Genomic DNA, 25,726 nt, shown 5'->3' on the forward strand with positions numbered 1-25,726 from the left:
CGATGACCGGAGGGGTCCGCGCGCTCGATACCCTGGTCCGGTGACCACGACTGCCCTGCGCCGCGCGCCGTCGGACGCCCGACCCGCGAACCCGTGGTGGCTCGTCCTCGCCGGACCGTTCGCCGTCGTCGTCGCCGTCGTCGCGGTGCTCGCCGCCGGCGCGTTCTCGGCCGCGTTCACCGTCCCCGCCGGCTTCCCCGACCCGGGCGCGCTCGCGCGCCTCGGCACCCCGGTCGTCACGGTCCTCACCGAGCTCGCCGTCGCGCTGACGCTCGGCTCGCTCGTCCTCGCGGCGTGCGTGCTGCCCGCCGGGACGCCCGTGCGCAAGGCGCTCGGGGTCGCGGGCGCGTCGGCCGCGACGTGGGCGGTGCTGTCGGTCGCGCAGGTCGTGCTGCGCTACTCCTCGATCTCGAGCACGCCGATCACGGGCCCGACGTTCGGCGACCAGCTCGGCCTCTTCGTCTCGCAGGTCAGCCTGGGCCGCAACTACCTCGCGATCATCGTCGTCGCGGCGCTGACGTCCGCCGCGGCGCTCGCCGTGCGCGGCGCCACGGGAGCCATGTGGACGGCCGCCCTCGCGCTCGTCGCGATCGCGATGCAGGCCAACACGGGCCACGCGGCCGGCGCCGTGAGCCACGAGCTCGCCGTCTCGTCGATGTTCCTCCACCTGGCCGGCGCGGCGCTCTGGGTCGGTGGCCTGGGGACGCTCGCCGTCGTGCGCGTGCGCGGCGGGCTGGGACGTGCGGACTTCGCGGCGTCCGTCGCGCGGTACTCCGCGATCGCGCTGTGGTGCTACGTCGCCGTCGCCGTCTCGGGCATCGCGAACGCGAGCATCCGGGTCGACACGCTCGCGGGCCTCACCACCGACTACGGCATCCTCCTGCTCACCAAGCTCGCGCTGCTGCTGGTCCTCGGCGCCGTGGGCTTCGCGCACCGCGAGCTCGTCGTGCGGCGGCTCTCCGGCCCGACGGCGGTCGCGCGGCCGAGCGGCGACCGTGCGTCGTCGAAGGGCTCGTCGACGGCCGCTGCCAAGGGCTCGTCGAAGGGCTCGTCGGGCAAGGCAGCGAAGGGGGCGACGTCGTCCGGGGGTGCGAAGGGCGCCGCGGCGGAGGGCACGCGGTGGCTGTTCTGGCGCCTCGTCGCGGTCGAGCTCGCGATCATGGGTGCGGTGTCCGGGGTCGCCGTCGCGCTCGGGTCGACCGCGCCGCCGGTGCCGCAGGAGGAGCCGCTCGACACCTCCGCCGCATACCAGGTGACGGGGCACGCGCTGCCGCCGGAGCCGACGCTCGCGCGCTGGTTCACCGAGTGGCGCTGGGACCTGCTGCCCGCGTTCGCGTGCGTCGCGGCGCTCGTCGTCTACCTGCGGTGGGTGCGCCGCCTCGCGAAGCGCGGCGACTCCTGGTCGGTGGGCCGCACGGTCTCGTGGTGCGTCGGCATCCTCGTCCTCTTCTGGGTGACGTCGGGCGGGCCGGCCATGTACGGGCACGTGCTGTTCAGCGCGCACATGGTCCAGCACATGATCCTCGCGATGGTCGTGCCGATCTTCCTCGTGCTCGCGGCGCCCGTGACGCTGCTCCTGCGGGCGGTGCCGCCGCGCAAGGACGGGTCGCGCGGCCCGCGCGAGTGGGTGCTCGCCATCGTGACGTCGCGCGTGGGCCAGTTCTTCGCGAACCCGATCGTCGCCGCCGTGAACTTCGCCGGCTCGATGATCGTCTTCTACTACACGCCCGCGTTCGAGTACGCCCTGACGACGTACGCCGGGCACCTCGCGATGCTCGCGCACTTCACGCTCGCGGGGTACCTGTTCGCCAACGCGCTCGTCGGGATCGACCCCGGTCCGCACCGCCCGCCCTACCCGCAGCGCCTGCTCCTGCTCTTCGCGACCATGGCGTTCCACGCGTTCTTCGGCGTCGCGCTGACGTCGGGCGAGGTGCTGCTCGTGCCCGAGTGGTTCGGTCTGCTCGGCCGCGAGTGGGGCCCGAGCGCGATCGCCGACCAGCAGCGCGGCGGCGGCGTGGCCTGGGGCATCGGCGAGCTCCCGACGCTCATCCTCGCCATCGTCGTCGCGGTCATGTGGACGCGCTCCGACGAGCGCGAGGCCAAGCGTCGGGACCGCCAGGCCGACCGCGACGGCGACGCCGAGCTCCAGGAGTACAACGCGATGCTCGCGGAGATGTCGAAGCGCGACGACTGACCCCACCCCCTACCCGCCGAACACGACGTTGCTGGCGTTCTCGGGCCGATCACGACAGCAACCTCGCGTTCGACGGCGCGGAGCCTCGTGCTCGATCGAGGTGGCGACGCAGCGAGGTCGTCATGCGACCCGGTCGGCTCGTCCCGGGCTGCGTCAGGTCCCGACCCGTGAAGCGGAGGACCTCCACCCCGCCGTGCGTCACGAGCGCGTTCTGACGCGAGCGGTCGCGGAGGAGCGCGTCGGGCGAGCCGTGGACGTCCGTGCCGTCCATCTCGCCGATCAGCCACCGCCCTCGGGGCAGCCGCCACCCGAGATCTCCACGCCCGACGAACGCGCCGTCGTCGACCACCTCGACCTGGAGGTCGTCGGGTGCCAGCCCGACGTCCGCGCACTCGAGGCGAGCGAACGTCTCGAGCGGTGACTCGGACCGTGCGTCCGCCTCGGCCCACCAGGCGTGCGTCCGCGCGACACCCCGCCGCCCACGGGCCAGGTCGTGGGCGCGAGCCAGGCCTTCGGCGTCGAGGAGCCCGAGATGGCCGACGCTGTCCATCGCCGCGACGGCGCGCCGCCGACCCATCTCGGGGACTGCCTGGGCCAGCGCCCAGTCAGGGCTCGCGACGTAGCGGCCGTCGACCTGGACGACGGTCATCCCGTCGTCGAATTGGCGCAGCCGGATCCCGTCGCGCGGCAGCGCTCCCCGTGCCCCGGGGAGCGTCGCCTGCGGCACGACGCCCGTGCTGATCCCCTGGACACCGAGCAGGACGAGCGCGCACGGTCCGACGGCGATCGCCTCGGGTCCGTACGCGAGGAGCGCGAGCCAGGCGGCGCGGCGCCGACGGTGGTCGTGCACCCGGGGGTCCGACGGCGCGAACAGCCCCGGCGTCGCCTCGAACACCCCTCGCGTGGGTCGGCGCCAGCGGCCCTGGTCGACGAGTCGCGAGCGGCGGTTCGCGTTCACACCGTGCGCGTCGCACTGCGAGGCGGAGACGAGCCCGGCCTGACGCTCGGCGAGGACGAGGAGCTCGGTCGGGACCGTGGTCAGTGTGCGCACCTCCGGATCTGACCAGAGACGCGCCCGGCCGCGCACCGGCGGGATGCGCAGGCTGTGGACAGCGATCACGGAACGGGCCCTGTGGACGGCCCCGTTCCGCGTACCCCAGGACGACAGCCCGAGCTCTCGGCGCGCGCGGGCGCCCCGACCACGACCTTGCGCGGTGTCGAGGACGAGGTTGCTGTCGTTCTAGGCCCCAGAACGACAGCAACCTCGTGTTCGGCAAGGTCGGGGTGGGGGCGAGGGAGGGTCGCTGCCGTGATAGGACGTACGGGTGAGTAACGACGCCGCCATGCCCGGTACCTCCGACTCGTCCGCGAATCCGTTCCACGACCTCGACCAGTACCTCGCGATCCCGCGGGTCGGGGGGCTGGCGCTGTCGCCCGACGGGGCGCGCCTGGTCACGACCGTCCAGACCCTCGACCCGCAGCGCACGGGGTACCGGACGGCGCTGTGGGAGGTGGACCCCGCGGGCCACGCCCCGGCGCGTCGGCTCACGCGCAGCACCCAGGGCGAGTCGAGCGCGACGTTCACGGGGGCGGGCGACGTCCTGTTCACGTCCGCCCGCCCCGACCCGGACGGCGGTTCCGACGACGACCCGAAGGCCGCGCTGTGGCTGCTCCCGGCGACGGGCGGCGAGGCGCGCGTCGTCGCGACGGCGCCCGCGGGCGTGAGCGGCCCGCTCGCCGCGGCGGACGCACCGGTGGTCTCGGTCGCGGCGAAGGTGCTGCCGAGCGCGCGCGACCTGGCGCACGACGCCGAGCTCCGCGCCGCGCGCAAGGACGCCAAGGTCGCGGCGATCCTCCACAGCGCGTACCCCGTGCGCCAGTGGGACCACGACCGCGGCCCGGACGAGGCGCACCGGTTCGTCGGCGACCTCACGGCCCTCGTCGACGAGCCCGCCCACCCGCTCCCCGCACCGGCCGACGACGCCGGGTCCGACGGCACCGACGCGCCCCACGACCCCCGGCTCCTCGACCTGCGCGACGTGGCCCGCGGCGTCGGGCAGGCGTCCGCGCCGGGCCGCGCGCTGCACGACCACTCCGCAGACCTCTCCGCCGACGGCACGACCCTCGTCACGACGTGGCAGGTCGCCGGCCCGGGGCCGCAGGTGCGCAACACGCTCGTCGCGATCGACACCGCGACGGGCGCGCGCCGCACGCTCGTCGACGAGCCGAGCGCGGAGGCGCACTGGCCGCGCATCTCGCCGGACGGAGCGTGGGTCGCGTTCGTGCGCGAGACGATCTCGACGCCGCACCAGGCGCCGGAGGAGAGCCTCGCCGTCGTGCCGCTGCACGCGCCCGACGGGCCTGCCGGCGCGGGCGTCGACCACGACGACTCCGCGACGACACGCGCCGAGAACCACGCGACCCCGCGCACGCTCGTGCCGCACTGGGACCGCTGGCCGACGTCGCTGCGCTGGCTCCCCGACGGCTCGGGCCTGCTCGTCACGGCCGACGACGACGGCCGCGGGCCGGTCTTCCTCGTCGCCTTCTCCCCGGACGGCGCGGCGGAGAACGGCACCGCCGAGCGCGTGACGAGCGACGACGCCGTCTTCACGGACGTGCAGGTCGCGCCCGACGGGCGCACGGCGTACGCGCTGCGGACGAGCTACCTCGAGCCGTCGCACCCGGTGCGCATCGACGTCGGGGCGTTCCTCGACTCCGGTGCGGCGGGCGGCCGCACCCCGGTGCCCGCGACGCCGTTGCGCGGGCCGGTCGCGACGCCCGACCTCCCGGGCACGCTCGTCGACGTCGAGACCGCCGCGGCCGACGACGTGCGCGTGCGCGGCTGGCTCGCGCTGCCGCACGGTGCGTCCGCGGAGAACCCGGCCCCGCTGCTGCTGTGGATCCACGGCGGCCCGCTCGGTTCGTGGAACGCGTGGAGCTGGCGCTGGAACCCGTGGCTGATGGTCGCGCGCGGGTACGCGGTGCTGCTGCCGGACCCGGCGCTCTCGACCGGGTACGGGCAGGACTTCGTGCAGCGCGGGTGGGGCGCGTGGGGCAAGGCCCCGTACACGGACCTGCTCGCGATCACGGACGCCGTGGAGGCGCGCCCGGAGGTCGACGCGTCGCGGACGGCCGCGATGGGTGGCTCGTTCGGCGGGTACATGGCGAACTGGGTCGCGGGCCACACGGACCGCTTCCGCGCGATCGTCACGCACGCGAGCCTGTGGGCGCTCGACCAGTTCGGCCCGACGACCGACCACGCGTACTACTGGGCGCGCGAGATGACGCCGGAGATGGCGCTGGAGAACAGCCCGCACCGGTTCGTCCAGGACATCGTCACGCCGATGCTCGTCATCCACGGCGACAAGGACTACCGGGTGCCGATCGGCGAGGGCCTGCGGCTCTGGTACGAGCTGCTCGACTCGTCCGGCCTGCCCGCCGGGCCCGACGGCGAGACCGTGCACCGGTTCCTGTTCTACCCGGACGAGAACCACTGGATCCTCCAGCCGCAGCACGCGAAGGTCTGGTACCAGGTCGTGCTCGCGTTCCTCGCGGAGCACGTGCTCGGCGCCACCCCGGGCGAGGACGACGCGGCGCTGCCGACGACGCTCGGCTGAGCACGAGGTAGCCCGCACGCGACCACGAGGTTGCTGTCGTGATCGGCTCGATGACGACAGCGACCTCGTGCTCGACGCCGGTGATCCGCGGGGCGGTCACGGGAGGGTGCGGAGGCGGGCCGCGCGGAGCGTGAGGTAGTCGCGCTCCGCGGGGCTCGGCGTCGCCGCCGCGGCGGCGACGTACTGCCCGACGGCGGCCCGCGTCTCGCCCGCCCGCTCCAGCAGGTGCGCGCGCACCGCCGGCAGGCGGTGGCTCGTCGCGAGCGCGCCGTCGAGGCCGTCGAGGAGGGCGAGGCCCGCGCGCGGGCCGTCGACCATCGCGACCGCGACCGCGCGGTTGAGCGTGACGTGCGGGCTCGGGTCGAGGCGCTCCAGCACCGAGTACAGCGCCAGGACCCGTTCCCAGTCGGTCGCGTCCGTGCTCGGTGCCTGCGCGTGCAGCGCCGCGACCGCGGCCTGCACCTGGTACGACCCGACGAGACCGTGGCGGAGCGTCGCGGTGACGATCCGGACGCCCTCGACGATCTCCGCGTGGTCCCAGCGCGTGCGGTCCTGGTCGGCGAGCGGCACGAGCTCCCCCCGCGGACCGGTCCGGGCGTCGCGACGGGCGTCCGTGAGGAGCATGAGCGCGAGCAGCCCGCCGACCTCCGGGTCGTCCGGCAGCAGCGCGTGCACCGTCCGGGCCAGCCGGATCGCCTCGCCCGACAGGTCCGCGCGCCGCAGCAGCGGCCCCGAGGTCGCCGTGTGCCCCTCGGTGAACACGACGTAGAGGACGCGCAGCACGGCGGCGAGCCGCGCGTCCCACTCGCCCGGACCCGGGGTCGCGAACGGGCGGTCGAGCGCGGCGAGGCGCCGCCTCGCGCGCGTGAGGCGCTGCGTCATGGTCGCCTCGGGGACGCCGAACGCGCGGGCGATCTCCGCCGTCGTGAGCCCGCCGACGGTCCGCAGCGTCAGCGCGACGGCGCTCGCGGGCGGCAGGTCGGGGTGGCAGCAGAGGAAGAAGAGGGTGAGCGAGTCGTCGACGTCGATCGCCCGCCCCGCCGCGCCCGGCCCGCCGCCGGGCGCGGCGGACCGGGCGGCGGACGAGGCCTCGCCCCCGAGGCCTGCGGGGGCGAGGCCCGCCGAGTCCGGGTCGCGCCGCGCGGTCGTCTCCTCCCGGCGGCGCCGCGCGACGTCGGCCCGGACGGTGTCCACGAGCCGCCGCTCCGCGACGCGCACGAGCCAGGCCCGCGGGTCGTCGGGGAGCCCGTCCGCCGGCCAGCGGGTCGCGGCCGCGAGCAACGCCTCCTGGAGCGCGTCCTCGGCGTCGGCGAGGTCGCCGCAGCGCCGCACCAGGAGGCCGAGGACGCGCGGGCGGAGGTCCCGCAGCAGGTCCTCCACCGGCTCGGGGGCCGTGGCGGTCACGTGGCGGTCACTGCTCGGACGCGGGCGCGCTCATGACCTGGCGGACCTCGATGTACTCGCCGATCGGGGCGCCTCCTGGGCCGGGCGCGGCCGACGCCTGCGCCGCGATCTCGACCGCGCGGTCCTGGCTGTCGACGTCGACGATCCAGTAGCCCGCGAGGAACTCCTTCGACTCGGGGAACGGGCCGTCGGTGACGACCGGGGCCGTGCGGCCGTCGGACGTGACGACGAGCGCCTGGTCCGGACCGGCCAGCCCCTGGGCGTCGACGAGCTCGCCCGACGCGGCGAGCTGCTCGCCGAGCGCGCGCTGGAACGCGATGTGCGCCTCGACGTCCTCCGGTGCCCACTCGTGGATCGGGAGGTCGCAGTGCGCCGCCTGCGTGTACGTCTTCACCAGCATGTACCTCATGGTCCGTTCCTTCCGTCGGTCGGCGCTCCGTCGGCGCCGTCACGAGGAGGTCGGAGCCGACGGCCCGCTCCCGACACGTCTCGGTCGTGGGTCCGTGTGAACTGGATCACACCACAGTCACCCTGGTCGTGACGAGCGTCGGCGAGCCTGCCGAGTGCGACGTACCGCGCTGTCGAGCACGACGTCGCTGTCGCGAGGGGCCGTATTCCGACAGCAACGTCGTGCTCGGCGGGTCACGCGTGGGCGCGGAGCTGGGCCAGGCCGCGGCGCGCGTGGCTCTTGACCGTGCCGAGCGGGAGGCCGGTCTCGGCCGCGACCTGGGCGTGCGTGCGGCCCTGCGCGTACACGAGGCGCACCACGCGCCGCCGCTCCGGGGACAAGCGGCGCAGCGAGCCCTCCAGGTCGACGCGAGCGACGACGTCGTCGGCCGGGTCGCGGACGACCGTCACGGGCCGGCCGCGCGAGGCCGCCTCGCGGCGTCGTGCCTCGCGTGCGCGGTCCGTCAGGAGGTCTGCGGCGACGTGGCGCGCGATACCGAGCAGCCAGACGGGAAGGTCGCCCCGCGCCGGGTCGAACCGGTCGCGCGAGCGCCACGCGGCGAGGAAGACGAGCTGGGTGGCGTCGTCGGTGTCGGCCGGGTCGCCCAGGCGCCGGGCGACGACCGCGCGGACGAGCGGCGCCCAGCGCGCGTACGCGGCGCGGAGGTCGAACGGGCGGTCGCCGTCGAGGGCGCCGGGCGCGCGCTCGCCCCGCCTCGCGCCCTGCTCGGCGCGGGGGAGACGTGCCACGGTCCCGACCATCGCGTCACCGGTCCTCGTCGTCCTCCTCCCAGTGTCCGACGCCGCGGCGCGGGACGCGAGGTCGCGCGGCGCGGCGGGGCGGGAACGGCGGCGGCGGTGGCGGGCGGCCGCGGTCAGGCGGGCGTCAGCGGTGCACCGGGCGGCGCTGGTGGACGTGCCGGTCGTGCACGGCCTTGCCGAGCTCGTAGATCGAGCCGACGAGGATCGCGGTGATGACGAGCGCACCGAAGATCAGGAACCACTGCGACATGCCGTTCCCGATCCCCGTGACGCCGATCGTCCCGCCGGATCCGGCAGCGAGCGACGCGAACATGGCGACCTCCTCCCGAGGGGGCGGACGTGCCCTCTCGTCCGGGGTTCGCCCGCGGGCCCTCGGACGGATGCGCTCGCGCGGTCCGGACCCGGCGGTCGCGCGTCAGGCGACGGTGGACGGGAGCGGGGCGAAGGCCGCGCGCCAGCGGCGCACGAGGCGGCGGTCGGCCGCACCCCGGGCCGCGGCCCACGCGCAGTGCTGGGTCGTCTCGCGGTGCTCCAGCAGGGCGTCGCGGTCGTGCTCGAGGGCCCAGAGCAGGGCCGTGCGCACCTCGGTGCGCGAAGGGGCGGAGGGCAGGGTGTCGTGCATGGTCCGTCTCGTCGTCGGTCGGTCTTCGGGCGGCCGGATGACCGCTTTCACCCGACAAGACGGCACAAGTCGCCGTCCGTGACGCGAGTTCGGTGACTTTTTTCCGGAGAACGTGTGATGCCGGTCGCACGGGTGGGTCCCTCCCGTGCGACCGGCTCACGACCAGCCGCTGCGCTGGGTGGGGCGTCGGTCAGGAGACCGCGGCGACCAGCGCGGCCGCGAGGTCGCGCGGGCGCGAGAACATGGGCCAGTGCCCGGTCGGCAGGTCGACGTAGGTGAGGTCCGTGAGCTCGCCCAGCTCGGTGTGCAGGGGCGGGCCGGGGTGGGCGAGCTCGGCGAGCACGGCGGAGGGGATCGAGGAGCAGATCGCGGTCGTCGGGACGTGCAGGCGTTCCGGGTTCGTCACGTGCACCGGGCCGCGCGCGACCGGGCCGGGCGTCGGCACCGCGCGCTCGCGGAACCGTGCGAGCGCGTCGTCGTCCAGGCCGTCGAGGCTCGACCCGTCCTCGGCCAGCACCTCCCAGCCCGGCAGCGGGACCTCGGCCGCGTCCGCCGGGAGGTCGGGCGAGAGGGCCGCACCGTCGACCAGGGGGCCGGTGTCGACGTACACGATCCGCTCGATCCGGGCCGGGTCGCGGTCGGCGACCTGCTGCACGACGGGCCCGCCGCCGCTGTGGCCGACGAGCGCGACCCGGCCGTCGAGCCCGGCGACGAGCCGCGCGACGGCGTCCACGTGGTCGTCGCGCGTGACGCGGGCCCGGTCCTGTGCGGTTGCACCGGGCTCCAGCCCGGGGAGGGTCACGGCGTGCGGCACGAGGCCGGCGGCTTCGAGGTGGGGGACGACGTCGTCCCACGCCCACGCGCCCAGCCAGAAGCCGGGGACGAGGACGACGTGGACGGGCGGTTCCGGCGTGTCGTGGTTGCTCATGAGCTCACCCTGGCAGCACGTCGGTGACAGCCGCCTGTCACCGATCTCGGCGACGAGGTCGGGGAGTCGCGGTCGACCCTCGCGACCCGTGCGGAGGTTTGTTAGTCTCCCTTTCGAACGGCGCCATCGGCAGCCTCGATCCTGCGTGCCGTCGTTCCCGGGGGAATTCAGGCCCTTTCTCGGCATGCCAAGAAATGCCTCTTCGCGACGCATTCTCGCGGTATTTCTCCCCGGCGAATTCCACTGGCATTCGAGCGGTTCGTCCCGGTATGTTCGTCCTGCCCCACCCAAGGATGGGCTGGTCGGGTCGTTGAACGCACAGGCGCCCGGGAAGACACCCATCCCGACATTCTCGGTCGCCGCCGCACGCCACGAGCGACGTGCGACACGCCGGCCATGTTCGCGTTGCGTCCGCCGCACAGGCTGGAGATTTCGCCATGACCATCGAGATCAGTGTCGTCATTCCTACGTACAACCGCGCACGGCTGCTCCACCACACCCTCGACGCGCTCCGACGTCAGACGCTCGCCGCCGACCGGTTCGAGGTCGTGGTCGTCGACGACGGCGGGAGCGACGACGCGGAGGACGTCGTGCGCTCGTTCGCCGACGACCTCGACGTCAAGTACTACTGGCAGGAGGACGCCGGGTTCCGCGCCGGGAAGGCCCGGAACATCGGCACCGCCATCGCCTCGGGGACGTACGTCGTCTACGTCGACACGGGCGTCCTGCTCGGGTCGCGCACGCTCGAGACCCACCTGGAGATCCACGGCCGCGCGACCTACCCGACCGTGGTCGTCGGCTACGTGTACGGGTTCGAGTTCGACGCGGCGGCGCTCGACGCGCTCGCCGGCGGCCTCGACCACCAGGACGCCGACGCGACGATCGACCTCCTCCACGAGCGCGGTGCGTTCGACGTCCGTGAGAAGCAGTACCAGGAGCTCGGCGAGATCATCGCGGGCTGGCCCGCCCCGTTCGACATCTTCTGGACCTGCCACGCCTCGGCCGAGCGCGAGGAGGTCCTCGCAGCGGGCATGTTCGACGAGTCGTTCACGAGCTGGGGAGGCGAAGACGTCGACCTCGGCGTCCGCCTTTTCCAGCGCAACAACCTGTTCGTCATGGAGCGCACCGCGAGGTCGTTCCACTGGCCGCACGACAAGGAGGTGGAGGACCTGCGGGAGTCGTCCGCCAACGCCGCGGACCGGATCCACGAGAAGTACGGGCTGTGGGTCACCAGCTTCTACGGCAAGGATCTCCAGGACGAGAAGTACTCGCTCAACAAGGTCATCCGGATCTTCACCGGCAACGGCGCCCAGGGCACCAAGCCGTCGACCGGCACGACCGGCACCGCCGAAGCGACCGATGCGGCCGGCGCGACCCGCGGCACCCCGGGGGCGCGCTGATGGTCGCGCTCTACGACAACGAGTACCCCTGCCGCCCGGACTGGCCCGTGGCCGGCACGGTCACCGAGGCGCTGCGGGCGCACGGGGTCGACGTCGGGGACGGCACGAGCTTCGTCGGCGTCCCGCGCGTCGCGTTCACCCAGGTCGCGGACTCGGAGGACGGTCCCCGCGCCCTGCGCCGCGACGACTTCCGGGGCGCGATCCGGATCGGTGCCCGCTGCTACGTCGAGTCGACCGTCAACCCGGCGTTCCACAGCCAGCCGGTGAAATTGAGCTCGATCAAGGTCGCGGACCGGGACGCCGGGCGCATCGAGGTCGGCGACGACGTCGTGCTCCAGGGTGTCGCGATCGTCGCGTACGAGCACGTGGAGATCGGCGACGGCGTGATGTTCGGCCCTCTGGTCACGATCATGGACAGCAGCGGGCACCCGTTGCGCGACCGGGGCGGCGCGCGCGAGGCCGCCCGGATCACGTCGGCACCCGTGCGCGTCGGCGACGGCGCGTGGGTCGGGACCGGGGCGACGATCCTCAAGGGGGTCGAGATCGGCGAGGGGGGCGTCGTCGGCGCCCAGAGCGTGGTCTACGAGTCCGTCCCCGCCGGTGCCGTCGTCGTGGGCAACCCGGCGCGCGTCGTCAAGCAGCTGTGACGGGCGCCCGCCGCGCGGGCGGTGCGACGGCCCCGCGGCCCGGGCGGCTCCTCGGGCGGGTGCGCCGCGCGCTCCCGGGCGCGGCACTGCGCCAGGTGCTGGGCGTCGCGGTGCCGGTGACCGCGCAGACGATCTTCTTCTCCAGCAAGGGGATCGTCGACGCGGCGATGCTCGGGTCGCAGTCCGAGGTGGACGTCGCGGCGATCGGTCTCGCCGCGCGGGCCATGTTCGTCGCGTCGATGTTCGTCGTCGGGCTGTCCGTGGGCGCCGCCCAGCTCGGCGCGCAGATCTGGGGCGGCGACGGGCCGGGACGGGACGCGGCGTTCCGCCGGACTGTGTGGCTCGGGTGGGTGGTCTCGACCGCGGCGGGCTCGCTGGTGACCGTCCTGTTCCTCGCGTTCCCGCGCGAGGTCATGGCGCTGGGGACGGACTCCCCGGAGGTCGCCGAGCGGGGTGCGGGGTTCCTGCGACTCGTGAGCGCGACGTACGTGCTCCTCGCGTACACCACGAGCATCAGCGCCGGGCTGCGCGTTATGGGCCGGGCGTCCGTCGGGATGCTGTACGCGGGCCTCGGGGTGCTGCTGAACGTCGGCCTCAACGCCGTGCTCATCTCCGGGCTCTGGGGGTTCCCGGCCCTGGGCATCACCGGGGCGGCGTACGGGACGCTGGTGAGCGCGTGCGTCGAGACCCTGCTGCTCGCCCTGCACCTGCGCTGGGGGCGGCGCCTGCTGGGCGCGTTCCCGCGCGCGGACCTCGCCGGGATCCGGCGTGACGACGTGCACGCCCTCGTCCGGCTCGCGGTCCCCGCCGCGGTCAACAGCACCCTCTGGGCGCTGGGTGTCTTCGCGTTCTACGCGATCGTCGGGGGGATGGGCGTCCACAGCGCGACGGCGCTCGCGATCCTCTCGCCCGTCGAGTCCCTGTCGCTGGCGTTCTCCGTGGGACTCGCGAACGGGACCGCGGTCCTGCTGGGCGCGCGCCTCGGGGCCGGCGCGTTCGACGAGGCGTACGCGCTCGCCCGGTCGCTGGTCCTCGTGAGTGCCGTCGCCGGAGCGGTCACGGGTCTCGGGGTGTGGCTGCTCGAACGCCCGGTCCTCGGCCTCTTCCCGGGGGTGTCGCCGGAGAGCCTGGCTCTCACGGGCGAGCTCTTCGACGTCATGGTCGTCGGGTTCGTCCTCAAGAGCGTCGCGATGACGCTCGTTATGGGCGTCCTGCGATCGGGCGGCGAGGCGCGGTTCTGTCTCCTCCTGGACGTCGTGGCGCAGTGGGTGCTGCTCCTGCCTCTCGCCGCGCTCCTGCGGTTCGTCGTGGACGCGGAGCCCGTCCACGTGTTCGCGCTCCTCCTCATCGAGGAGACGTTCCGGATCGTCGTCGCGGTGCGCCGCGTGCGGTCCCGGCGGTGGGTCGTGTCGCTCGTGCCGGCGGCATGAGCCGCCGGTGCCGGAGGGGGCGGGGCGGGCCGGTCGGGAGCGTCCGGCCGTCCGACGACGGACCGGGTGACGCGGTGGGTGCCGGGCGGGCAGGATCGGGCGGGGGAGGAACGGCATGAACAGGACCGAGCGGCTCTACGCGCTCGCCGAGGAGCTGCGCCGTGCGGGGCGCACGGGCACGACGGGCCCGCGCCTCGCGGCGGCGCTCGAGGTGAGCGAGCGGACGATCAAGCGCGACGTCGCCGCGCTGCAGCAGGCGGGGCTGACGATCTGGGCGCAGGCGGGACCCGGGGGCGGCTACGTGCTCGACCCGAGCGCGTCCCTGCCGCCGGTGAACTTCACGCCCGGCCAGGCCGTCGCCGTCGCGGTCGCGCTCGCGACGCTCCCGCCGGGCAGCCCGTTCGCGGTCGACGCGCTCGCCGCGCGGGGCAAGGTGTGGGACGCGCTCGCGGCCGGCGACCGGGCGCGGGCCGAGGCGCTCGCCGCGCGCGTGTGGGTGCGGCACGACGCGGGCTCCGCGCCGCTCGAGCCCTCCGCATCGGCGGTGGGCGGAGGCTCCGGCACGACGGCGTTCCCGCCCGACGCCGCACCGCGAGCCGGTGCGTCGCCGGGTCGTGTCGCCCGGGCCGGTGACGACGCCGCGTCGCACGGCGCGGACGGCGGCGGGGACGTCGTCGGGCGCGCCCGCTCGCACCTCGGGGTGCTGCGCGCGGTCGAGCAGGCGCTGGCCGGGTCGCGCGTGCTCGCGATCCGCTACCGGGACGGCCGCGGCGCGACCTCGGCGCGCCGGGTCGAGCCCGTGCTGCTCGCGCACACCGACGGTCGCTGGTACCTCGTCGCGTGGTGCCGGTCGCGCGAGGCGATCCGCTGGTTCCGGCTGTCGCGCGTCGAGCGCGCGGACCTCACCGCCCAGACGTACGCGCCCCGCCCGGTCGAGGACGTCGGCGAGCCGCCCGCCGGCGCGGCGGCGGTCTACGACCCTGCCTGACCCCGACCGCGGACGCCGCTCGGCGGTGGGCCGTCAGTCCCCGCGCAGGACGCAGAACTCGTTGCCCTCCACGTCGGCCAGGACGACGAACGTCTCCTGCTCGCTCTGGCCGACGTCGACGCGGCGCGCGCCGAGCCCTTCCAGCCGTGCGACGTCGGCCGCCTGGGTGGACGACGAGAAGTCGAGGTGCACGCGGTTCTTCACCGCCTTGCCCTCGGGGACCCGCTGGAAGACGAGGCTCGGCGGCCCGAGGACCGTCTCGCCGTCGCGTGGGTAGAGCACGGCCTCGCCGTGCGGTCCGGTCTCGCGCCCCGTCCAGCCGAGCGCGGCCTGCCAGAAGTCCGCCACGACGGCGGGGTCGGCGCAGTCGACCACGGCGCCGCTGAAGGTGAGTGTCATGCCGCCAGTGTGACGTGCGCCACCCACAGGGCCATCGTGTCGACCCGACGGGTGCGGCGTCAGGCCGCCTCGGGATCCGGCTCGACGAGGCGGCCGACGAGCGCGGGCAGCCAGTCCGCGGCCTGCGCGCGCCGCACGGCGTCCTCGCCGTCGGGGCTGAGGAACGCGTCCCTCGCCGCGGAGGTGTAGGCGCTGATGAGGACGCGGGTGGCGGCCGGGGCGTCGATCGCGAAGCGCATCCCGACGCTCGTGAGCACGCGCGTGAGGATGTCCGCGAGCTCCGTACGGAACGACTCCTCCTGGTCCGCGAACCGGGCGGCGACCTGCGGGTCGCGCAGCGCGAGCAGCTCGAGCTCCGCGCTCATGAGGCACCACCGGCGCTCGTCGCGCGGGTCGGCCATGACGGCCGCGACGATCGTGGCGATCGCCTCGGGGGCGATGACGCCGTCGCGCACCGGGTCGTCCGGCAGGTGCTCGACGGCGGCCTCCAGGCTCCGCATCCGCATCCGGATCTCGCGCTCGGTGAGGGCGAGGAACAGCGACTCCTTGGTGTCGAAGTTCGAGTAGAACGCGCCGCGCGTGAAGCCCGCCGCCTCGCACACGGCCTCGATCGACGTGCCGTTGATGCCGTGCTCGGCGAACAGCCCGTAGGCGGCGTCGAGCAGGCGCTCACGGGTGCGCTCGCGGCGGGGGGAGAGGGGGGTCTCGCTCTCCGCGCCGCGGTCGACTCGGGTCGGGTCGAGGTCGGTGGTCACGCCGGACATGCTCCCACTGTCGGACGGGCCGTCCGCACCGGGCGGCCTTGCGATACATGAGTGTATCCGATACGGTCGCGTATCGGATACAGCGGCGTATCCTGAAATCCGTCTGCACTCTCCTCGGGAGGCCGCTCGTGTCCTCAGCGCTGTACTCGCTCGGCCGCTGGGCGGTCGGGGCGCGCCGGCTCGTCCTCGCCGCGTGGCTCGGGATCCTCGTCCTCGCGGGCGCGCTCGCCGGCCTCGTCGGCCAGGGGCTCGACGACGAGGTGACCATCCCCGGCACCGAGTCCCAGGCCGCGCTCGACCGCCTGGCGGCGACGTTCCCGCAGGTCAGCGGCGCCTCCGCGCAGGTCGTCGTCGTCGCCCCCGACGGCTCGACCATCGAGGACGACGCGGTCCGCGGCCCCGTCGCGGACGCGGTGGCCGCGCTCGGCGACGTGGACGGCGTCGCCGCCGTGACGTCGCCCTACGACGACACCATGACCGCGTCGATCAGCGACGACGGCGTCGCGACGCTCATGACGGTCCAGCTCGACGAGAGCCAGAGCGAGGTCACCGACACCACGAAGGATGCGCTCGGTGACGTCGTCGACGACCTCGCCGCGGCCCTGCCCGACGGCGCGCAGGCCGCGCTCGGCGGCCAGCTCTTCAGCACCGAGTTCCCGACCCTCACCGTCACCGAGGCGCTCGGCCTCCTCGTCGCGCTCGTCGTGCTCGTCCTCACGTTCGGCTCGTTCGTCGCGGCCGGGCTGCCGCTCCTCAACGCCGTCGTCGGGGTCGGCGTGAGCATGGGGTTGCTGTTCGCCGCGACCGCCGTCGCGCAGATCAACTCCACGACCCCGATGCTCGCCGTCATGCTCGGCCTCGCCGTCGGCATCGACTACGCGCTCTTCATCGTGTCCCGGCACCGCGACGAGCTCGCCGCCGGGCTGAGCGTCGAGGAGGCCGCCGCCCGCTCCGTCGCGACCGCCGGCTCCGCGGTCATCTTCGCCGGCCTCACCGTGATGATCGCGCTCGTCGGCCTCGGCGTCGCCGGCATCCCGTTCCTCACCGTCATGGGCGTCGCCGCCGCCGTCGGCGTCGGCCTCGCGGTCCTCGTGTCGATCACGCTCCTCCCCGCGATGCTGGGCTTCGCCGGCGAGCGGCTCCGCCCGAAGGCTCCGCGCCGTCGTGGGCGTGGGCGACGGCGTGCGGGTGCGGCGTCGTCGGACCTCGACGAGACGACGAGGCGACGGACCGGACGAGCGGCGGGGGCGGGCTCGGATGCGACAGGGCGTCAAGCCGCGCTCGTGAACCCCCGCCCGGAAGACCAGGGTGACGGCGCGGCAGCCCCGAGCACCGAGGGCGCCCCCGCCGCGGACCCCACCCGGGACGTCTCCGACCCGACCACGACCGCGCACCGCAACCGGTTCTTCGCCGGGTGGGTGCGGACCGTCACGCGGGTCCCGCTGCTGACGATCGGTCTCGTCGTGGCGGCGATCGTGCTGCTGACGCTGCCGGCGCGGGACCTGCAGCTCGCGCTGCCCGACGCGGGGACGCTGCCCGAGGACAACCAGGCGCGCGTCACGTACGACCTGGTGTCCGAGCACTTCGGGCCCGGCTTCAACGGGCCGCTCATTGTCACCGGGACGATCGTCACGTCGACGGACCCGGTGGGGCTCATGGACGACCTGGGCGACGAGATCGCGGGCCTGCCGGGCGTCGCGGACGTGCCGCTCTCCACGCCCAACCTCACCGCGGACACGGGCATCGTCCAGGTCGTGCCGACGGGCGCGCCGGACTCGGAGGAGACCAAGGACCTCGTCACGGAGATCCGCGCGCAGCACGACCACTTCCTCGACGAGTACGGCGTGGACCTCGCGGTCACGGGCTTCACGGCGGTGGGGATCGACGTGTCCGCCAAGCTCGGGGCGGCGTTGCTGCCGTTCGCGTTCGTCGTCGTGGGCCTGTCGCTCGTGCTGCTGACCATGGTGTTCCGGTCGATCGCGGTGCCGATCAAGGCGACGCTCGGCTACCTGTTCTCGGTCGGCGCGGCGTTCGGCGTCGTGACGCTCGTGTTCGAGCACGGGTTGCTCGCCGACGCGCTGCACGTGACACGGCTCGGGCCCGTCATCTCGTTCATGCCGATCGTCCTCATGGGCGTGCTGTTCGGCCTCGCGATGGACTACGAGGTGTTCCTCGTCGCGCGCATCCGGGAGGACTACGTCCACTCCGGGAAGGCGCGGCGCTCGATCTTCACGGGGTTCCAGGCGTCGGCGAAGGTCGTCACCGCGGCCGCCGTCATCATGTTCGCCGTGTTCGTCGCGTTCGTGCCCGAGGGCGACATGAGCCTCAAGCCCATCGCGCTCGGGCTCGCGGTCGGCGTCCTCGTCGACGCGTTCGTCGTGCGCATGACGCTTGTGCCGGCCGTGCTCGCGATGCTCGGCGACAAGGCGTGGTGGATGCCGCGCTGGCTCGACCGCGTGCTCCCCTCGTTCGACGTCGAGGGCGAGGGGCTGTCCAAGGAGCTCGCGCTCGCGGACTGGCCGGAGCCCGGCAGCACGGACGCCGTCGTCGCGCACGACCTCGTGGTCGCCGGGGCGCACGGCCCCCTCGCGGAGCCGGTCACGGTCCGCGTGCCCGACGGCGGGTCGCTCGTCGTGCACGGGACGTCGCCCGCGGCGGTGTCCGGCGTCGTGCTGGCGCTCGCCGGGCGGCTCAGGCCGGCCGCCGGGGCCCTCAAGGTGACGGGCCTCGTCCTGCCCGAGCGCGCGCTGAGCGTGCGTCGCCGCGTCGCGCTCGTCGACCTCGCGGCCGACGTCGCGGCCCTGCCCGGCGACGCTCCCGCGCCCGCCGCGCACCGCGTGCCCGCGGCGTCGAGCGTCGCCGCGCTGCTGCGCGAGGGCCCGCGGCTGCTCGCCGTCGTGGGGACCGACGCCGTCACGTCGCCCGCGGAGCGGGCGGCGCTGGCCGACGTGCTCGGGCAGGCCACCGCGAGCGGCACGGCGGTCGTCCTGGGTGCCGTCGGACCCGCGCCCACGGACCTCGCCCCGCCCAGGACGCAGGTGCTCGACCTGCACGCTCCCGACCCCGCCCCCACGGTGCCCGCCCCCACCGACCCGGCGTCCGTCGTCGGCCCGCGCACCGAGGAGGTGCCCGCATGAGCGTCTTCCCGCCCGACACGGCGCAGACCGGACCGACCACCCCGGGCGCGCCGGCGCCTGCCCGCGCCCGGACCCGGGTCGACGCGCGACGCGTGTGGACCGTGGCCGCGGCCGTCGCGCTCCCGCTCGCCGTGCTCGGCCTGCTCCTGTGGGCGCTGTGGAACCCGCAGGAGCGCCTCGACACCGTGCAGGCGGCGGTCGTCAACCTCGACGAGCCCGTGGAGGTCGACGGCCAGACCGTCCCCCTCGGGCGCCAGCTCACGGCGGGGCTGGTGAGCGGCGGCGCGGCGTCGACGGACACCGGTCCGGTCGCCGTCCAGCCCGACGCCGGCACGACGAACTACGACTGGGTCGTCACCGACGCCGCCGACGCCGCGTCCGGGCTGGCCGACGGCACGTACTCCGCCGTCGTGACCATCCCGGAGGACTTCTCCGCTGCGGCCACGTCGTTCGGCGGCGACGCGTCCGACGCGACGCAGGCCACGCTGACGGTCGAGACGGCACCCGGCGGGCGCGTCGTGGACGAGGCGCTCGCGCGCATCGTCACGACCACCGCGACCTCGGTGCTCGGCACGACGCTGACCGAGAACTACGTCGACGGCGTGCTCGTCGGCTTCACGACCCTGAACGAGCAGCTCGGCGAGGCCGCGGACGGCGCCGACCAGCTCGCGGACGGCGCGTCCCAGGCGGACGACGGCGCGACGCGGCTCGCGTCCGGCGCGGGCGAGCTCGCGACCGGCGCCGGGGAGCTCGCGTCCGGGGTCGGCGAGCTCGGCTCGGGCGCCGACCGGCTCGCGTCCGGCGCCGGTGACCTGGCGAGCGGGGCGCAGGGCGTCGCGACGGGATCGAGCCAGGTCGCGGACGGCGTCGCGCAGTCGTCCACGGGCGCGGGCTCGCTCGCCACCGGCGCGCAGGGGCTGGCCGACGGCGTCGCGGCGGTCTCGACCGGCGTGTCCGACCTCGCGACCGGGCTCGGCACGCTCGACGCCTCGATCTCTGCCGTTCCCCTTCCCGACGGCGGGTCGACGTCGCTCCCGTCGCTCGGGACCAGCCTCGCGACGGGGTCACGGGACGTCGCCGGCGGCCTCGCGCAGGTCGTCGCCGGGATCGAGCAGCAGAAGGTCCAGGCGGGGTGCGCGGCGGCCCCGACGTCGCCCGCGTGCGTGGCGCTCGACCAGCAGCTCGCCGCGCTGCGACCGCTCGCGGTGGGCGCGGCGGAGGTCGCGGCGGGGAACGCCGCCCTCGCCGGGGTGCCGTCGGGCGCGGACGGGCCCACCGGGCTGTACGCGCTCGCGGCCGGGGTCGACCAGGCCGCGCAGGGCGCGGACCGGCTCGCGACCGGGGCGGCGCAGGCCGCCACCGGCGCGACGGGCGTGGCTGGGGGCGCGCGCGACCTCTCGACGGGGCTCGGGCAGCTCGCCGGCGGTGCGGACCAGGTGGCCGACGGCGCCGCCCGGCTCGCCGGAGGCGCGGGCGCGCTGTCGTCGGGGGCGGACGGCCTCGCGACCGGCGTCGGGGCGCTCGGGACGGGAGCCGACCAGCTCGCCACGGGGACGCAGGAGCTCGCGACGGGCGCGGGCGACCTCGCGGGCGGCGTCGCGCAGCTCGCGGACGGGACGAGCGAGCTCGCCCAGGGCCTCGGCGACGCGACGGAGCAGATCCCCTCGTACACGGACGCCGAGCGCGAGAACCTCTCCGCGGTCGTCGCGGACCCGGTGGCCGCTCCGGGCGTCGAGGACCTCGGCACCGGGTCGACCGGCCCGCTGTTCGCCGTCCTCGCCCTGTGGCTCGGCGCGCTCGCGATCTTCGTCGCGTTCCCGCCCGTGCCCGCGAAGCTGCTCGGGTCGACCCGGACCGCGGGGCGGCTCGCGCTCGCCGCGCTCGCGCTGCCGGCGGGGATCGCCGCCGCGACGGGCCTCGTGGTCGGCGGCGTCCTCGCCGCGGTCGAGGGAGCGAACGTGGGCGGCTGGGTCGGCCTGCTCGCGGCTGGGGCGCTCGCCTCGGTGGTCTTCGTCGCGCTCAACCAGGCGCTCGCCGCCCTGCTCGGGAACGTGGGGCGGGCGATCAGCCTGCTCGTCGCGGTCCTGCTCGTCGCGACCGGCATCGTCGCGACCGTCCCGGCCGCGCTCACCGGGCTGCGCGACCTGCTGCCCGTGGGCTCGGCGCTCCGCCTGCTCACGTCGATCGTCGACCCGGGCGCGGCCGGGGGAGCGGGTGACGCCGTCGCGCTGGTGCTCTGGGGCCTCGCGTCCGTCGCGGTGACGACGCTCGTCGTCGCCCGCCGCCGGTCGGTCCGCGTCGAGCAGCTGCTCCGGGCCTGAGCCGGGTCTGGTGCCGAGTGCCGTGGGCGCGAGAGGATGCCTCGCATGACGCACGGGGGCACGGCAGCAGGACGACGGCGGACCGAGCGCGCGGGGCGCCTCGCGAGGGCGCTGGGGGTCGTCGCAGCAGTCGTCGGTACGGCTCTGCTCGTCGCGTGGGCGAACCGGTGGTACGTCGCGGAGATGTTCGCGCGCTCCGCGGGCGCGCCGGACGGCGCCGACTGGTGGTACGTCTACGACCGCCTGCGCCAGGCGCACGTGACCCTCGTCGCGGCGGTCGTCGCGCTCGGCGTCGCCGGGCTCCTGTGGGCCGTCGGCCGCCGGGCGAGGAGCCCGCGGCCGGGACCGGCCGTCGAGGCGCCGGGAGCCTGATCCCGCCGCGTCGCCGTCTGCGTCGGCGTGGCGCGGTGCGGGTGTGGGCGGCGGCCGTCAGACTCGCTCGGCAGGACGCGGACGGCGGGAGCCGTCCGTCGGGCGAGGGGACGGTGCACCGATGGACCAGCAGAAGGCACGGGAGATCAAGTCGCAGCTCGCGGACTACGCGCGCGAGCTCGCGGAGCGGTCGGGGCTGCCGGGCCGGTCGGACACGGAGATCGAGGCGCGCGACGTGCCCGACGCTGCGGACGTCGTGCGCGCGCCCACCCTCGCGATCGGCCTCGCCCCGCACGACGACGGCGGGTACGCCATCGCGGTCCGGTACCGGCTGGGCGTGCCCACCGCGCGCAGCATCGCGCGCAAGGTCGCCTCGGAGGCGGGGGACACGGTCGACGTGCGACGCACGGGGCGGATCCGGCCCCTCGCCGCGGCGCCGGGTTCGGGGCGTGCGGGCGCCGACGGACCGGGCCTGCGCCCGCCGGTCGTCACGGCGTACGCGACCGGCGAGACCGGCCGGGTCCGGCCGCTGCGTCCCGGGGTCTCGATCGCCCACGTGGACGTCACCGCGGGGACGCTCGGCGCGTTCGTGCGGGTCGCCGAGCCGCCCGTGGCGGGCGCGGACGCCGCGTCGGTCTACGCGCTCTCGAACTGGCACGTGCTCGCGGGGTCGCCGTCCGCCCGGGTCGGGGACGTCGTCGTGCAGCCCGGCCCCGCCGACGGCGGCAGCGCGCCGGACGACCGCGTCGGGACCCTCGCCGCGCTCGTCCCGCTGGAGGCGGGCGTCACGCAGACCGTCGACGCCGCCGTCGCGCTCCTCGACGACCCGACCGTGGACCCGGAGTACCCCGTCGGCCGGATCACGGAGACCGCGGTCGCGCTCGGCGGTGAGGCGGTCGGGAAGTCCGGCCGGACCACCGGCGTCACGACAGGGCGCGTCACGGCGATCGAGCTCGACGACGTCGTGGTGGGCTACGGCGACGGCCTCGGCGCGCTGCGGTTCGACGACCAGATCGAGGTCGAGTCGACGGGCGACGGGCCGTTCTCGCGCGGCGGCGACTCCGGGTCGCTCGTGTACCGCGAGGACGGGGTCGCGCTGGGGCTGTTGTTCGCGGGGTCGGAGACGGGCGGCGCGAACGGCACGGGGCTCACGTACTGCAACCCGATCGGGACCGTCCTCGAGCGGCTGGGCGCGACGCTGCTCGGGTGACGCCGCCCGGCACGGACTCCCGGCCCTGCCGCGAACGCCCCGACGGGCGCACAATGAGGTCGGGAGGTGGTTCGCCGTGGCGACCCTCGAACGAGCCCGCGAGGCCAAGGCCGCGCTCCGCGACGAGCTCGCGGGCCTCGACGGAGTGACCGGCGTCGGGATCGCCCGTGCCGACGCGTCGGGCGCGCCAGGGCGCGGCCCGCGGGCGCAGGACGTCGTCGACGACTGGCTGCTGCGCGTGAACGTGACCTCGGACGACGTCGACGTCCCCGAGACCGTCGACGGCGTGGAGGTCGAGGTACGCGTCGTCGGGGACGTCACGGCGTCGCGCGTCTGAACCCCGCGACGGCCGCGCGGGAGGGCCGGGGACGTCGCCACCCACGCCGCGGCCCGGCGCCGCCCCGTGGGCGGCACCGGGCCCGTGCTCACCGGGTCGACGTGCTCACCGGGTCACGACGCGCGGGCGTAGCGGGTGGGGTCGGCGTCGAAGAGGGGGCCGCACGACGAGCAGCACAGCCAGTAGCGGACGCCCTCGTGGTCACGGACGAGCCCGGCCGCCTCGGCGTGCGCCTTGACGGTCGTGCTGCCGGGCATGACGGGGCACTCGGCGAGGTCGTCGTCCGGCACGGAGCCGACCGAGGGTGCGGCGTGCGCGTGACAGGCGCCGGCCGGCTCGGGGCGGGCGTCGTCGTGCGGCGGGGCGTCGTCGTGGTGGTGGCACATGCGGGTCCTCCTGAGGGTCGGGACGGTCAGACGCCGGCGAGCTGCGCGGCCGGCGTGGTCGGGGTGGTGGCCGTCGGGTCCGGGCTCGTGGCCCGGCTCCGGAACGACCGCAGGCGCAGGCTGTTGCCCACGACGAAGACGCTGGAGAACGCCATCGCGGCGCCGGCGAGCATGGGGTTGAGCAGGCCGAGCGCGGCCAGCGGGATCGCGGCGACGTTGTAGGCGAACGCCCAGAAGAGGTTCACCTTGATCGTGCCGAGGGTCCGGCGTGACAGGCGGATCGCGTCGGCCGCGGAGCGCAGGTCGCCCCGCACGAGGGTGATGTCGGCGGCCTCGATCGCGACGTCCGTCCCGGTCCCCATGGCGAGGCCCAGGTCCGCCTGGGCCAGAGCGGCGGCGTCGTTCACGCCGTCGCCGACCATCGCGACGACCTTGCCCTCGCCCTGGAGGCGGCTGACGACGTCGACCTTGTCGCGCGGCATGACCTCCGCGATCACCTCGTCGATGCCCACCTCGGCCGCGATCCGGCGTGCGACGGTCGCGTTGTCCCCGGTGAGGAGCACCGGGGTGAGGCCGAGTGCGCGGAGCTGGCGGATCGCCTCGGCGCTCGTGGGCTTGACCGCGTCGGCCACCACGAGGACGCCGCGGGCGCGCCCGTCCCAGCCGACGACGACGGCGGTGCCGCCCTGCTCCTCGGCGCGGGCCTTGGCGTCGGCGAGGTCGCGCGGGAGGTGCTGCGCCCACTCGGCGAGGAGCGACTCGCGGCCGACGAGCACGGCGTGCCCGTCCACGACGCCCTGCACGCCCTTGCCCTCGACGTTGGTGAACTCCGCGGGCACGGGGAGCGGGCCCACCTCCTGGGCGGCGCCCCGGGCGATCGCCCGGGCGACCGGGTGTTCCGAGGCGTCCTCGAGCGCCCCGGCGAGGCGCAGGAGCTCGGCGCGGTCGACACCGGTGCCCGTGACGACGTCGGTCAGCGTCATGACGCCCGTCGTCACGGTCCCTGTCTTGTCGAGCACGACGGTGTCCACGGTCCGGGTGGACTCCAGCACCTCGGGTCCCTTGATGAGGACGCCCATCTGGGCTCCGCGGCCCGTCCCGACGAGCAGCGCCGTCGGGGTGGCGAGACCGAGCGCGCACGGGCACGCGATGATGAGCACCGCGACGGCGGCGGTGAACGCGGCCGAGGCCGGCGCGCCGGCGCCGAGCCACGCGCCGAGGGTGCCGACGGCGATCGCGATGGCGACGGGGACGAAGACGGCCGAGACGCGGTCGGCCAGCCGCTGGACCTGGGCCTTGCCGGACTGCGCGTCCTCGACGAGGCGGGCCATCTGCGCGAGCTGGGTGTCGCCGCCGACGCGCGTCGCGCGCACGACGAGCCGCCCGCCCGCGTTGACGGTCGCACCGGTGACGGCGTCGCCCTCGCCCACCTCGACGGGCACGGACTCGCCCGTGAGCATCGAGGCGTCGACGGCGGACGTGCCGGCCACGACCGTGCCGTCCGTCGCGATCTTCTCGCCGGGGCGCACGACGAACTCGTCGCCCACGGCGAGCTCCGAGATCGGGACGCGGGTCTCGGCGCCGTCGCGCAGCACCGCCACGTCCTTGGCGCCGAGCTCGAGCAGGGCGCGCAGCGCGGCGCCCGCCTGCCGCTTGGACCGCTTCTCGAAGTAGCGGCCCGCGAGGATGAAGGTCGTGACGCCGGCCGCGACCTCCAGGTAGATGTTCCCGGCGCCGTCGGTGGGCGCCACGGACAGCGTGAACGGGTGGGTCATGCCCGGCTCGCCCGCCGTGCCGAGGAACAGCGCGTAGAGGGACCAGAGGAACGCGGCGCTGGTCCCCACGGAGATGAGGGTGTCCATCGTCGCCGCACCGTGGCGCAGGTTGGTCCACGCGGCGCGGTGGAACGGCCAGGCCGCCCACACCACGACGGGCGCGGCGAGCACGAGGCTGGCCCACTGCCAGGACGCGAACTGGAGCGCGGGGACCATCGCCATCGCGATGACCGGGACCGAGAGCACGACGGCCCCGACGAGGCGCTGCCGCAGCGCGGTGAGCTCGGGGTCGGCGTCGTCCGCCTCGCCCGGCGTCGGGACCTCGGGGTCCTCGACGCGCGGGAGCTGGGCGGTGTACCCCGTCTTCTCGACCTCGGCGATGAGCGTGGCCGCGTCGACGCCCTCCGGGACGGTGACCTTCGCCTTCTCTGTCGCGTAGTTCACGGTCGCGGTGACGCCCTCGAGCCGGTTGAGCTTCTTCTCGATCCGCATGGCGCACGAGGCACAGGTCATCCCGCCGATCTCGAGCTCGACGAACGTCCCCGGCGGCGGGGCGGCCGATGTCGTCATGAGGTTCTCCTTCCGG

The 25,726-nt window shown here is 75.3% G+C and carries 22 protein-coding genes; 11 read left to right on the forward strand and 11 right to left on the reverse strand.

Annotated features, from left to right (window positions below):
• Positions 1 to 40: 40 nt before the first annotated feature.
• Positions 41 to 2,194 carry a cytochrome c oxidase assembly protein gene (locus NHH00_RS11345; protein ID WP_253052148.1) on the forward strand — a complete coding sequence of 718 codons (2,154 nt, stop codon included), beginning with the start codon at positions 41 to 43 and terminating at the stop codon, positions 2,192 to 2,194.
• Between the two features lie 49 nt (positions 2,195 to 2,243).
• Here the strand turns inward: NHH00_RS11345 and NHH00_RS11350 are convergent, their stop codons facing one another.
• Positions 2,244 to 3,245 carry a type IV toxin-antitoxin system AbiEi family antitoxin domain-containing protein gene (locus tag NHH00_RS11350; protein WP_253052150.1) on the reverse strand — a complete coding sequence of 334 codons (1,002 nt, stop codon included), beginning with the start codon at positions 3,243 to 3,245 and terminating at the stop codon, positions 2,244 to 2,246.
• A gap of 292 nt (positions 3,246 to 3,537) precedes the next feature.
• Between NHH00_RS11350 and NHH00_RS11355 the strand changes: the two genes are divergently transcribed.
• Positions 3,538 to 5,811 carry a prolyl oligopeptidase family serine peptidase gene (locus NHH00_RS11355; RefSeq protein WP_253052510.1) on the forward strand — a complete coding sequence of 758 codons (2,274 nt, stop codon included), beginning with the start codon at positions 3,538 to 3,540 and terminating at the stop codon, positions 5,809 to 5,811.
• 96 nt (positions 5,812 to 5,907) lie between these two features.
• Here NHH00_RS11355 and NHH00_RS11360 read toward each other — a convergent pair whose 3' ends face one another.
• The 6 genes from NHH00_RS11360 to NHH00_RS11385 form a co-directional block, all read right to left on the reverse strand.
• On the reverse strand, positions 5,908 to 7,215 hold the full coding sequence (locus NHH00_RS11360) for an RNA polymerase sigma factor (RefSeq protein WP_253052152.1): 1,308 nt from the start codon (positions 7,213 to 7,215) through the stop codon (positions 5,908 to 5,910).
• Positions 7,216 to 7,222: 7 nt separating this feature from the next.
• Positions 7,223 to 7,624 carry a YciI family protein gene (locus NHH00_RS11365; protein ID WP_253052154.1) on the reverse strand — a complete coding sequence of 134 codons (402 nt, stop codon included), beginning with the start codon at positions 7,622 to 7,624 and terminating at the stop codon, positions 7,223 to 7,225.
• A 233-nt stretch (positions 7,625 to 7,857) separates the two neighbouring features.
• A complete protein-coding gene (locus NHH00_RS11370; protein ID WP_253052156.1) occupies positions 7,858 to 8,412 on the reverse strand; it encodes an RNA polymerase sigma factor in 555 nt (184 codons plus the stop codon).
• Positions 8,413 to 8,548: 136 nt separating this feature from the next.
• Positions 8,549 to 8,737: a hypothetical protein gene (locus NHH00_RS11375; RefSeq protein ID WP_253052158.1), complete on the reverse strand. Its 189-nt coding sequence runs from the start codon at positions 8,735 to 8,737 to the stop codon at positions 8,549 to 8,551.
• Positions 8,738 to 8,839: 102 nt separating this feature from the next.
• Positions 8,840 to 9,046 (reverse strand): hypothetical protein, encoded by a 207-nt coding sequence (locus NHH00_RS11380; protein WP_047231861.1) that lies wholly within the window; start codon positions 9,044 to 9,046, stop codon positions 8,840 to 8,842.
• 190 nt (positions 9,047 to 9,236) lie between these two features.
• The gene (locus NHH00_RS11385; protein WP_253052160.1) at positions 9,237 to 9,974 is read right to left on the reverse strand and encodes an alpha/beta fold hydrolase; all 738 of its coding nucleotides are present in this window, start codon (positions 9,972 to 9,974) and stop codon (positions 9,237 to 9,239) included.
• Between the two features lie 437 nt (positions 9,975 to 10,411).
• On the opposite strand from NHH00_RS11385, the gene NHH00_RS11390 reads away from it, so the two are divergent.
• The 4 genes from NHH00_RS11390 to NHH00_RS11405 all read left to right on the forward strand — a co-directional run bounded on the left by NHH00_RS11390 (position 10,412) and on the right by NHH00_RS11405 (position 14,439).
• The gene (locus NHH00_RS11390) at positions 10,412 to 11,374 is read left to right on the forward strand and encodes a glycosyltransferase (RefSeq protein WP_253052162.1); all 963 of its coding nucleotides are present in this window, start codon (positions 10,412 to 10,414) and stop codon (positions 11,372 to 11,374) included.
• A complete protein-coding gene (locus NHH00_RS11395) occupies positions 11,374 to 12,021 on the forward strand; it encodes an acyltransferase (RefSeq protein WP_253052164.1) in 648 nt (215 codons plus the stop codon). The genes NHH00_RS11390 and NHH00_RS11395 overlap by 1 nt, the downstream gene beginning before the upstream one ends.
• Positions 12,018 to 13,451 (forward strand): MATE family efflux transporter, encoded by a 1,434-nt coding sequence (locus NHH00_RS11400; protein ID WP_253052166.1) that lies wholly within the window; start codon positions 12,018 to 12,020, stop codon positions 13,449 to 13,451. Before NHH00_RS11395 ends, NHH00_RS11400 begins: the two co-directional genes overlap by 4 nt.
• Positions 13,452 to 13,566: 115 nt before the next feature.
• A complete protein-coding gene (locus NHH00_RS11405; RefSeq protein WP_253052170.1) occupies positions 13,567 to 14,439 on the forward strand; it encodes a helix-turn-helix transcriptional regulator in 873 nt (290 codons plus the stop codon).
• A gap of 33 nt (positions 14,440 to 14,472) precedes the next feature.
• Here NHH00_RS11405 and NHH00_RS11410 read toward each other — a convergent pair whose 3' ends face one another.
• Positions 14,473 to 14,838, reverse strand: a complete 366-nt coding sequence (locus NHH00_RS11410; RefSeq protein ID WP_253052172.1) for a VOC family protein — start codon at positions 14,836 to 14,838, stop codon at positions 14,473 to 14,475.
• A gap of 59 nt (positions 14,839 to 14,897) precedes the next feature.
• Positions 14,898 to 15,602, reverse strand: coding sequence for a TetR/AcrR family transcriptional regulator (locus NHH00_RS11415; RefSeq protein WP_253052174.1), 705 nt, complete (start codon positions 15,600 to 15,602; stop codon positions 14,898 to 14,900).
• A gap of 128 nt (positions 15,603 to 15,730) precedes the next feature.
• Between NHH00_RS11415 and NHH00_RS11420 the strand changes: the two genes are divergently transcribed.
• From NHH00_RS11420 to NHH00_RS11440, 5 genes are all read left to right on the forward strand, one after another.
• Entirely contained in the window at positions 15,731 to 18,739 is a 3,009-nt protein-coding gene (locus NHH00_RS11420) for an MMPL family transporter (protein ID WP_253052176.1), read from the forward strand.
• Positions 18,736 to 21,060 carry a YhgE/Pip domain-containing protein gene (locus tag NHH00_RS11425; protein WP_253052178.1) on the forward strand — a complete coding sequence of 775 codons (2,325 nt, stop codon included), beginning with the start codon at positions 18,736 to 18,738 and terminating at the stop codon, positions 21,058 to 21,060. Before NHH00_RS11420 ends, NHH00_RS11425 begins: the two co-directional genes overlap by 4 nt.
• Before the next feature lie 45 nt (positions 21,061 to 21,105).
• On the forward strand, positions 21,106 to 21,432 hold the full coding sequence (locus tag NHH00_RS11430; RefSeq protein ID WP_253052180.1) for a hypothetical protein: 327 nt from the start codon (positions 21,106 to 21,108) through the stop codon (positions 21,430 to 21,432).
• 121 nt (positions 21,433 to 21,553) lie between these two features.
• Complete coding sequence (locus NHH00_RS11435; protein WP_253052182.1) at positions 21,554 to 22,642, forward strand: hypothetical protein; 1,089 nt, start codon at positions 21,554 to 21,556, stop codon at positions 22,640 to 22,642.
• Positions 22,643 to 22,718: 76 nt separating this feature from the next.
• A complete protein-coding gene (locus NHH00_RS11440; protein WP_253052184.1) occupies positions 22,719 to 22,979 on the forward strand; it encodes a hypothetical protein in 261 nt (86 codons plus the stop codon).
• 113 nt (positions 22,980 to 23,092) lie between these two features.
• On the opposite strand, the gene NHH00_RS11445 is transcribed toward NHH00_RS11440, so the two are convergent.
• Positions 23,093 to 23,365, reverse strand: coding sequence for a hypothetical protein (locus NHH00_RS11445; protein WP_253052186.1), 273 nt, complete (start codon positions 23,363 to 23,365; stop codon positions 23,093 to 23,095).
• A gap of 26 nt (positions 23,366 to 23,391) precedes the next feature.
• A complete protein-coding gene (locus NHH00_RS11450; protein ID WP_253052188.1) occupies positions 23,392 to 25,710 on the reverse strand; it encodes a heavy metal translocating P-type ATPase in 2,319 nt (772 codons plus the stop codon).
• Positions 25,711 to 25,726 lie beyond the last annotated feature (16 nt).

Origin of the sequence: Cellulosimicrobium cellulans, from assembly GCF_024124905.1 — a bacterium.
Taxonomy (GTDB): Bacteria; Actinomycetota; Actinomycetes; order Actinomycetales; family Cellulomonadaceae; genus Cellulosimicrobium; species Cellulosimicrobium cellulans_G.

Excerpts from the sequence above, each read along its gene's own strand:
- NHH00_RS11390 (WP_253052162.1), top strand. The coding sequence starts at position 10,412 with ATGACCATCGAGATCAGTGTCGTCATTCCTACGTACAACCGCGCACGG.
- NHH00_RS11425 (WP_253052178.1), top strand. The coding sequence starts at position 18,736 with ATGAGCGTCTTCCCGCCCGACACGGCGCAGACCGGACCGACCACCCCG.
- NHH00_RS11450 (WP_253052188.1), bottom strand. The coding sequence starts at position 25,710 with ATGACGACATCGGCCGCCCCGCCGCCGGGGACGTTCGTCGAGCTCGAG.
- NHH00_RS11435 (WP_253052182.1), top strand. The coding sequence starts at position 21,554 with ATGGACCAGCAGAAGGCACGGGAGATCAAGTCGCAGCTCGCGGACTAC.
- NHH00_RS11445 (WP_253052186.1), bottom strand. The coding sequence starts at position 23,365 with ATGTGCCACCACCACGACGACGCCCCGCCGCACGACGACGCCCGCCCC.
- NHH00_RS11430 (WP_253052180.1), top strand. The coding sequence starts at position 21,106 with ATGACGCACGGGGGCACGGCAGCAGGACGACGGCGGACCGAGCGCGCG.
- NHH00_RS11380 (WP_047231861.1), bottom strand. The coding sequence starts at position 9,046 with ATGCACGACACCCTGCCCTCCGCCCCTTCGCGCACCGAGGTGCGCACG.
- NHH00_RS11415 (WP_253052174.1), bottom strand. The coding sequence starts at position 15,602 with ATGTCCGGCGTGACCACCGACCTCGACCCGACCCGAGTCGACCGCGGC.
- NHH00_RS11385 (WP_253052160.1), bottom strand. The coding sequence starts at position 9,974 with ATGAGCAACCACGACACGCCGGAACCGCCCGTCCACGTCGTCCTCGTC.
- NHH00_RS11375 (WP_253052158.1), bottom strand. The coding sequence starts at position 8,737 with ATGTTCGCGTCGCTCGCTGCCGGATCCGGCGGGACGATCGGCGTCACG.
- NHH00_RS11410 (WP_253052172.1), bottom strand. The coding sequence starts at position 14,838 with ATGACACTCACCTTCAGCGGCGCCGTGGTCGACTGCGCCGACCCCGCC.
- NHH00_RS11355 (WP_253052510.1), top strand. The coding sequence starts at position 3,538 with ATGCCCGGTACCTCCGACTCGTCCGCGAATCCGTTCCACGACCTCGAC.
- NHH00_RS11365 (WP_253052154.1), bottom strand. The coding sequence starts at position 7,624 with ATGAGGTACATGCTGGTGAAGACGTACACGCAGGCGGCGCACTGCGAC.
- NHH00_RS11405 (WP_253052170.1), top strand. The coding sequence starts at position 13,567 with ATGAACAGGACCGAGCGGCTCTACGCGCTCGCCGAGGAGCTGCGCCGT.
- NHH00_RS11395 (WP_253052164.1), top strand. The coding sequence starts at position 11,374 with ATGGTCGCGCTCTACGACAACGAGTACCCCTGCCGCCCGGACTGGCCC.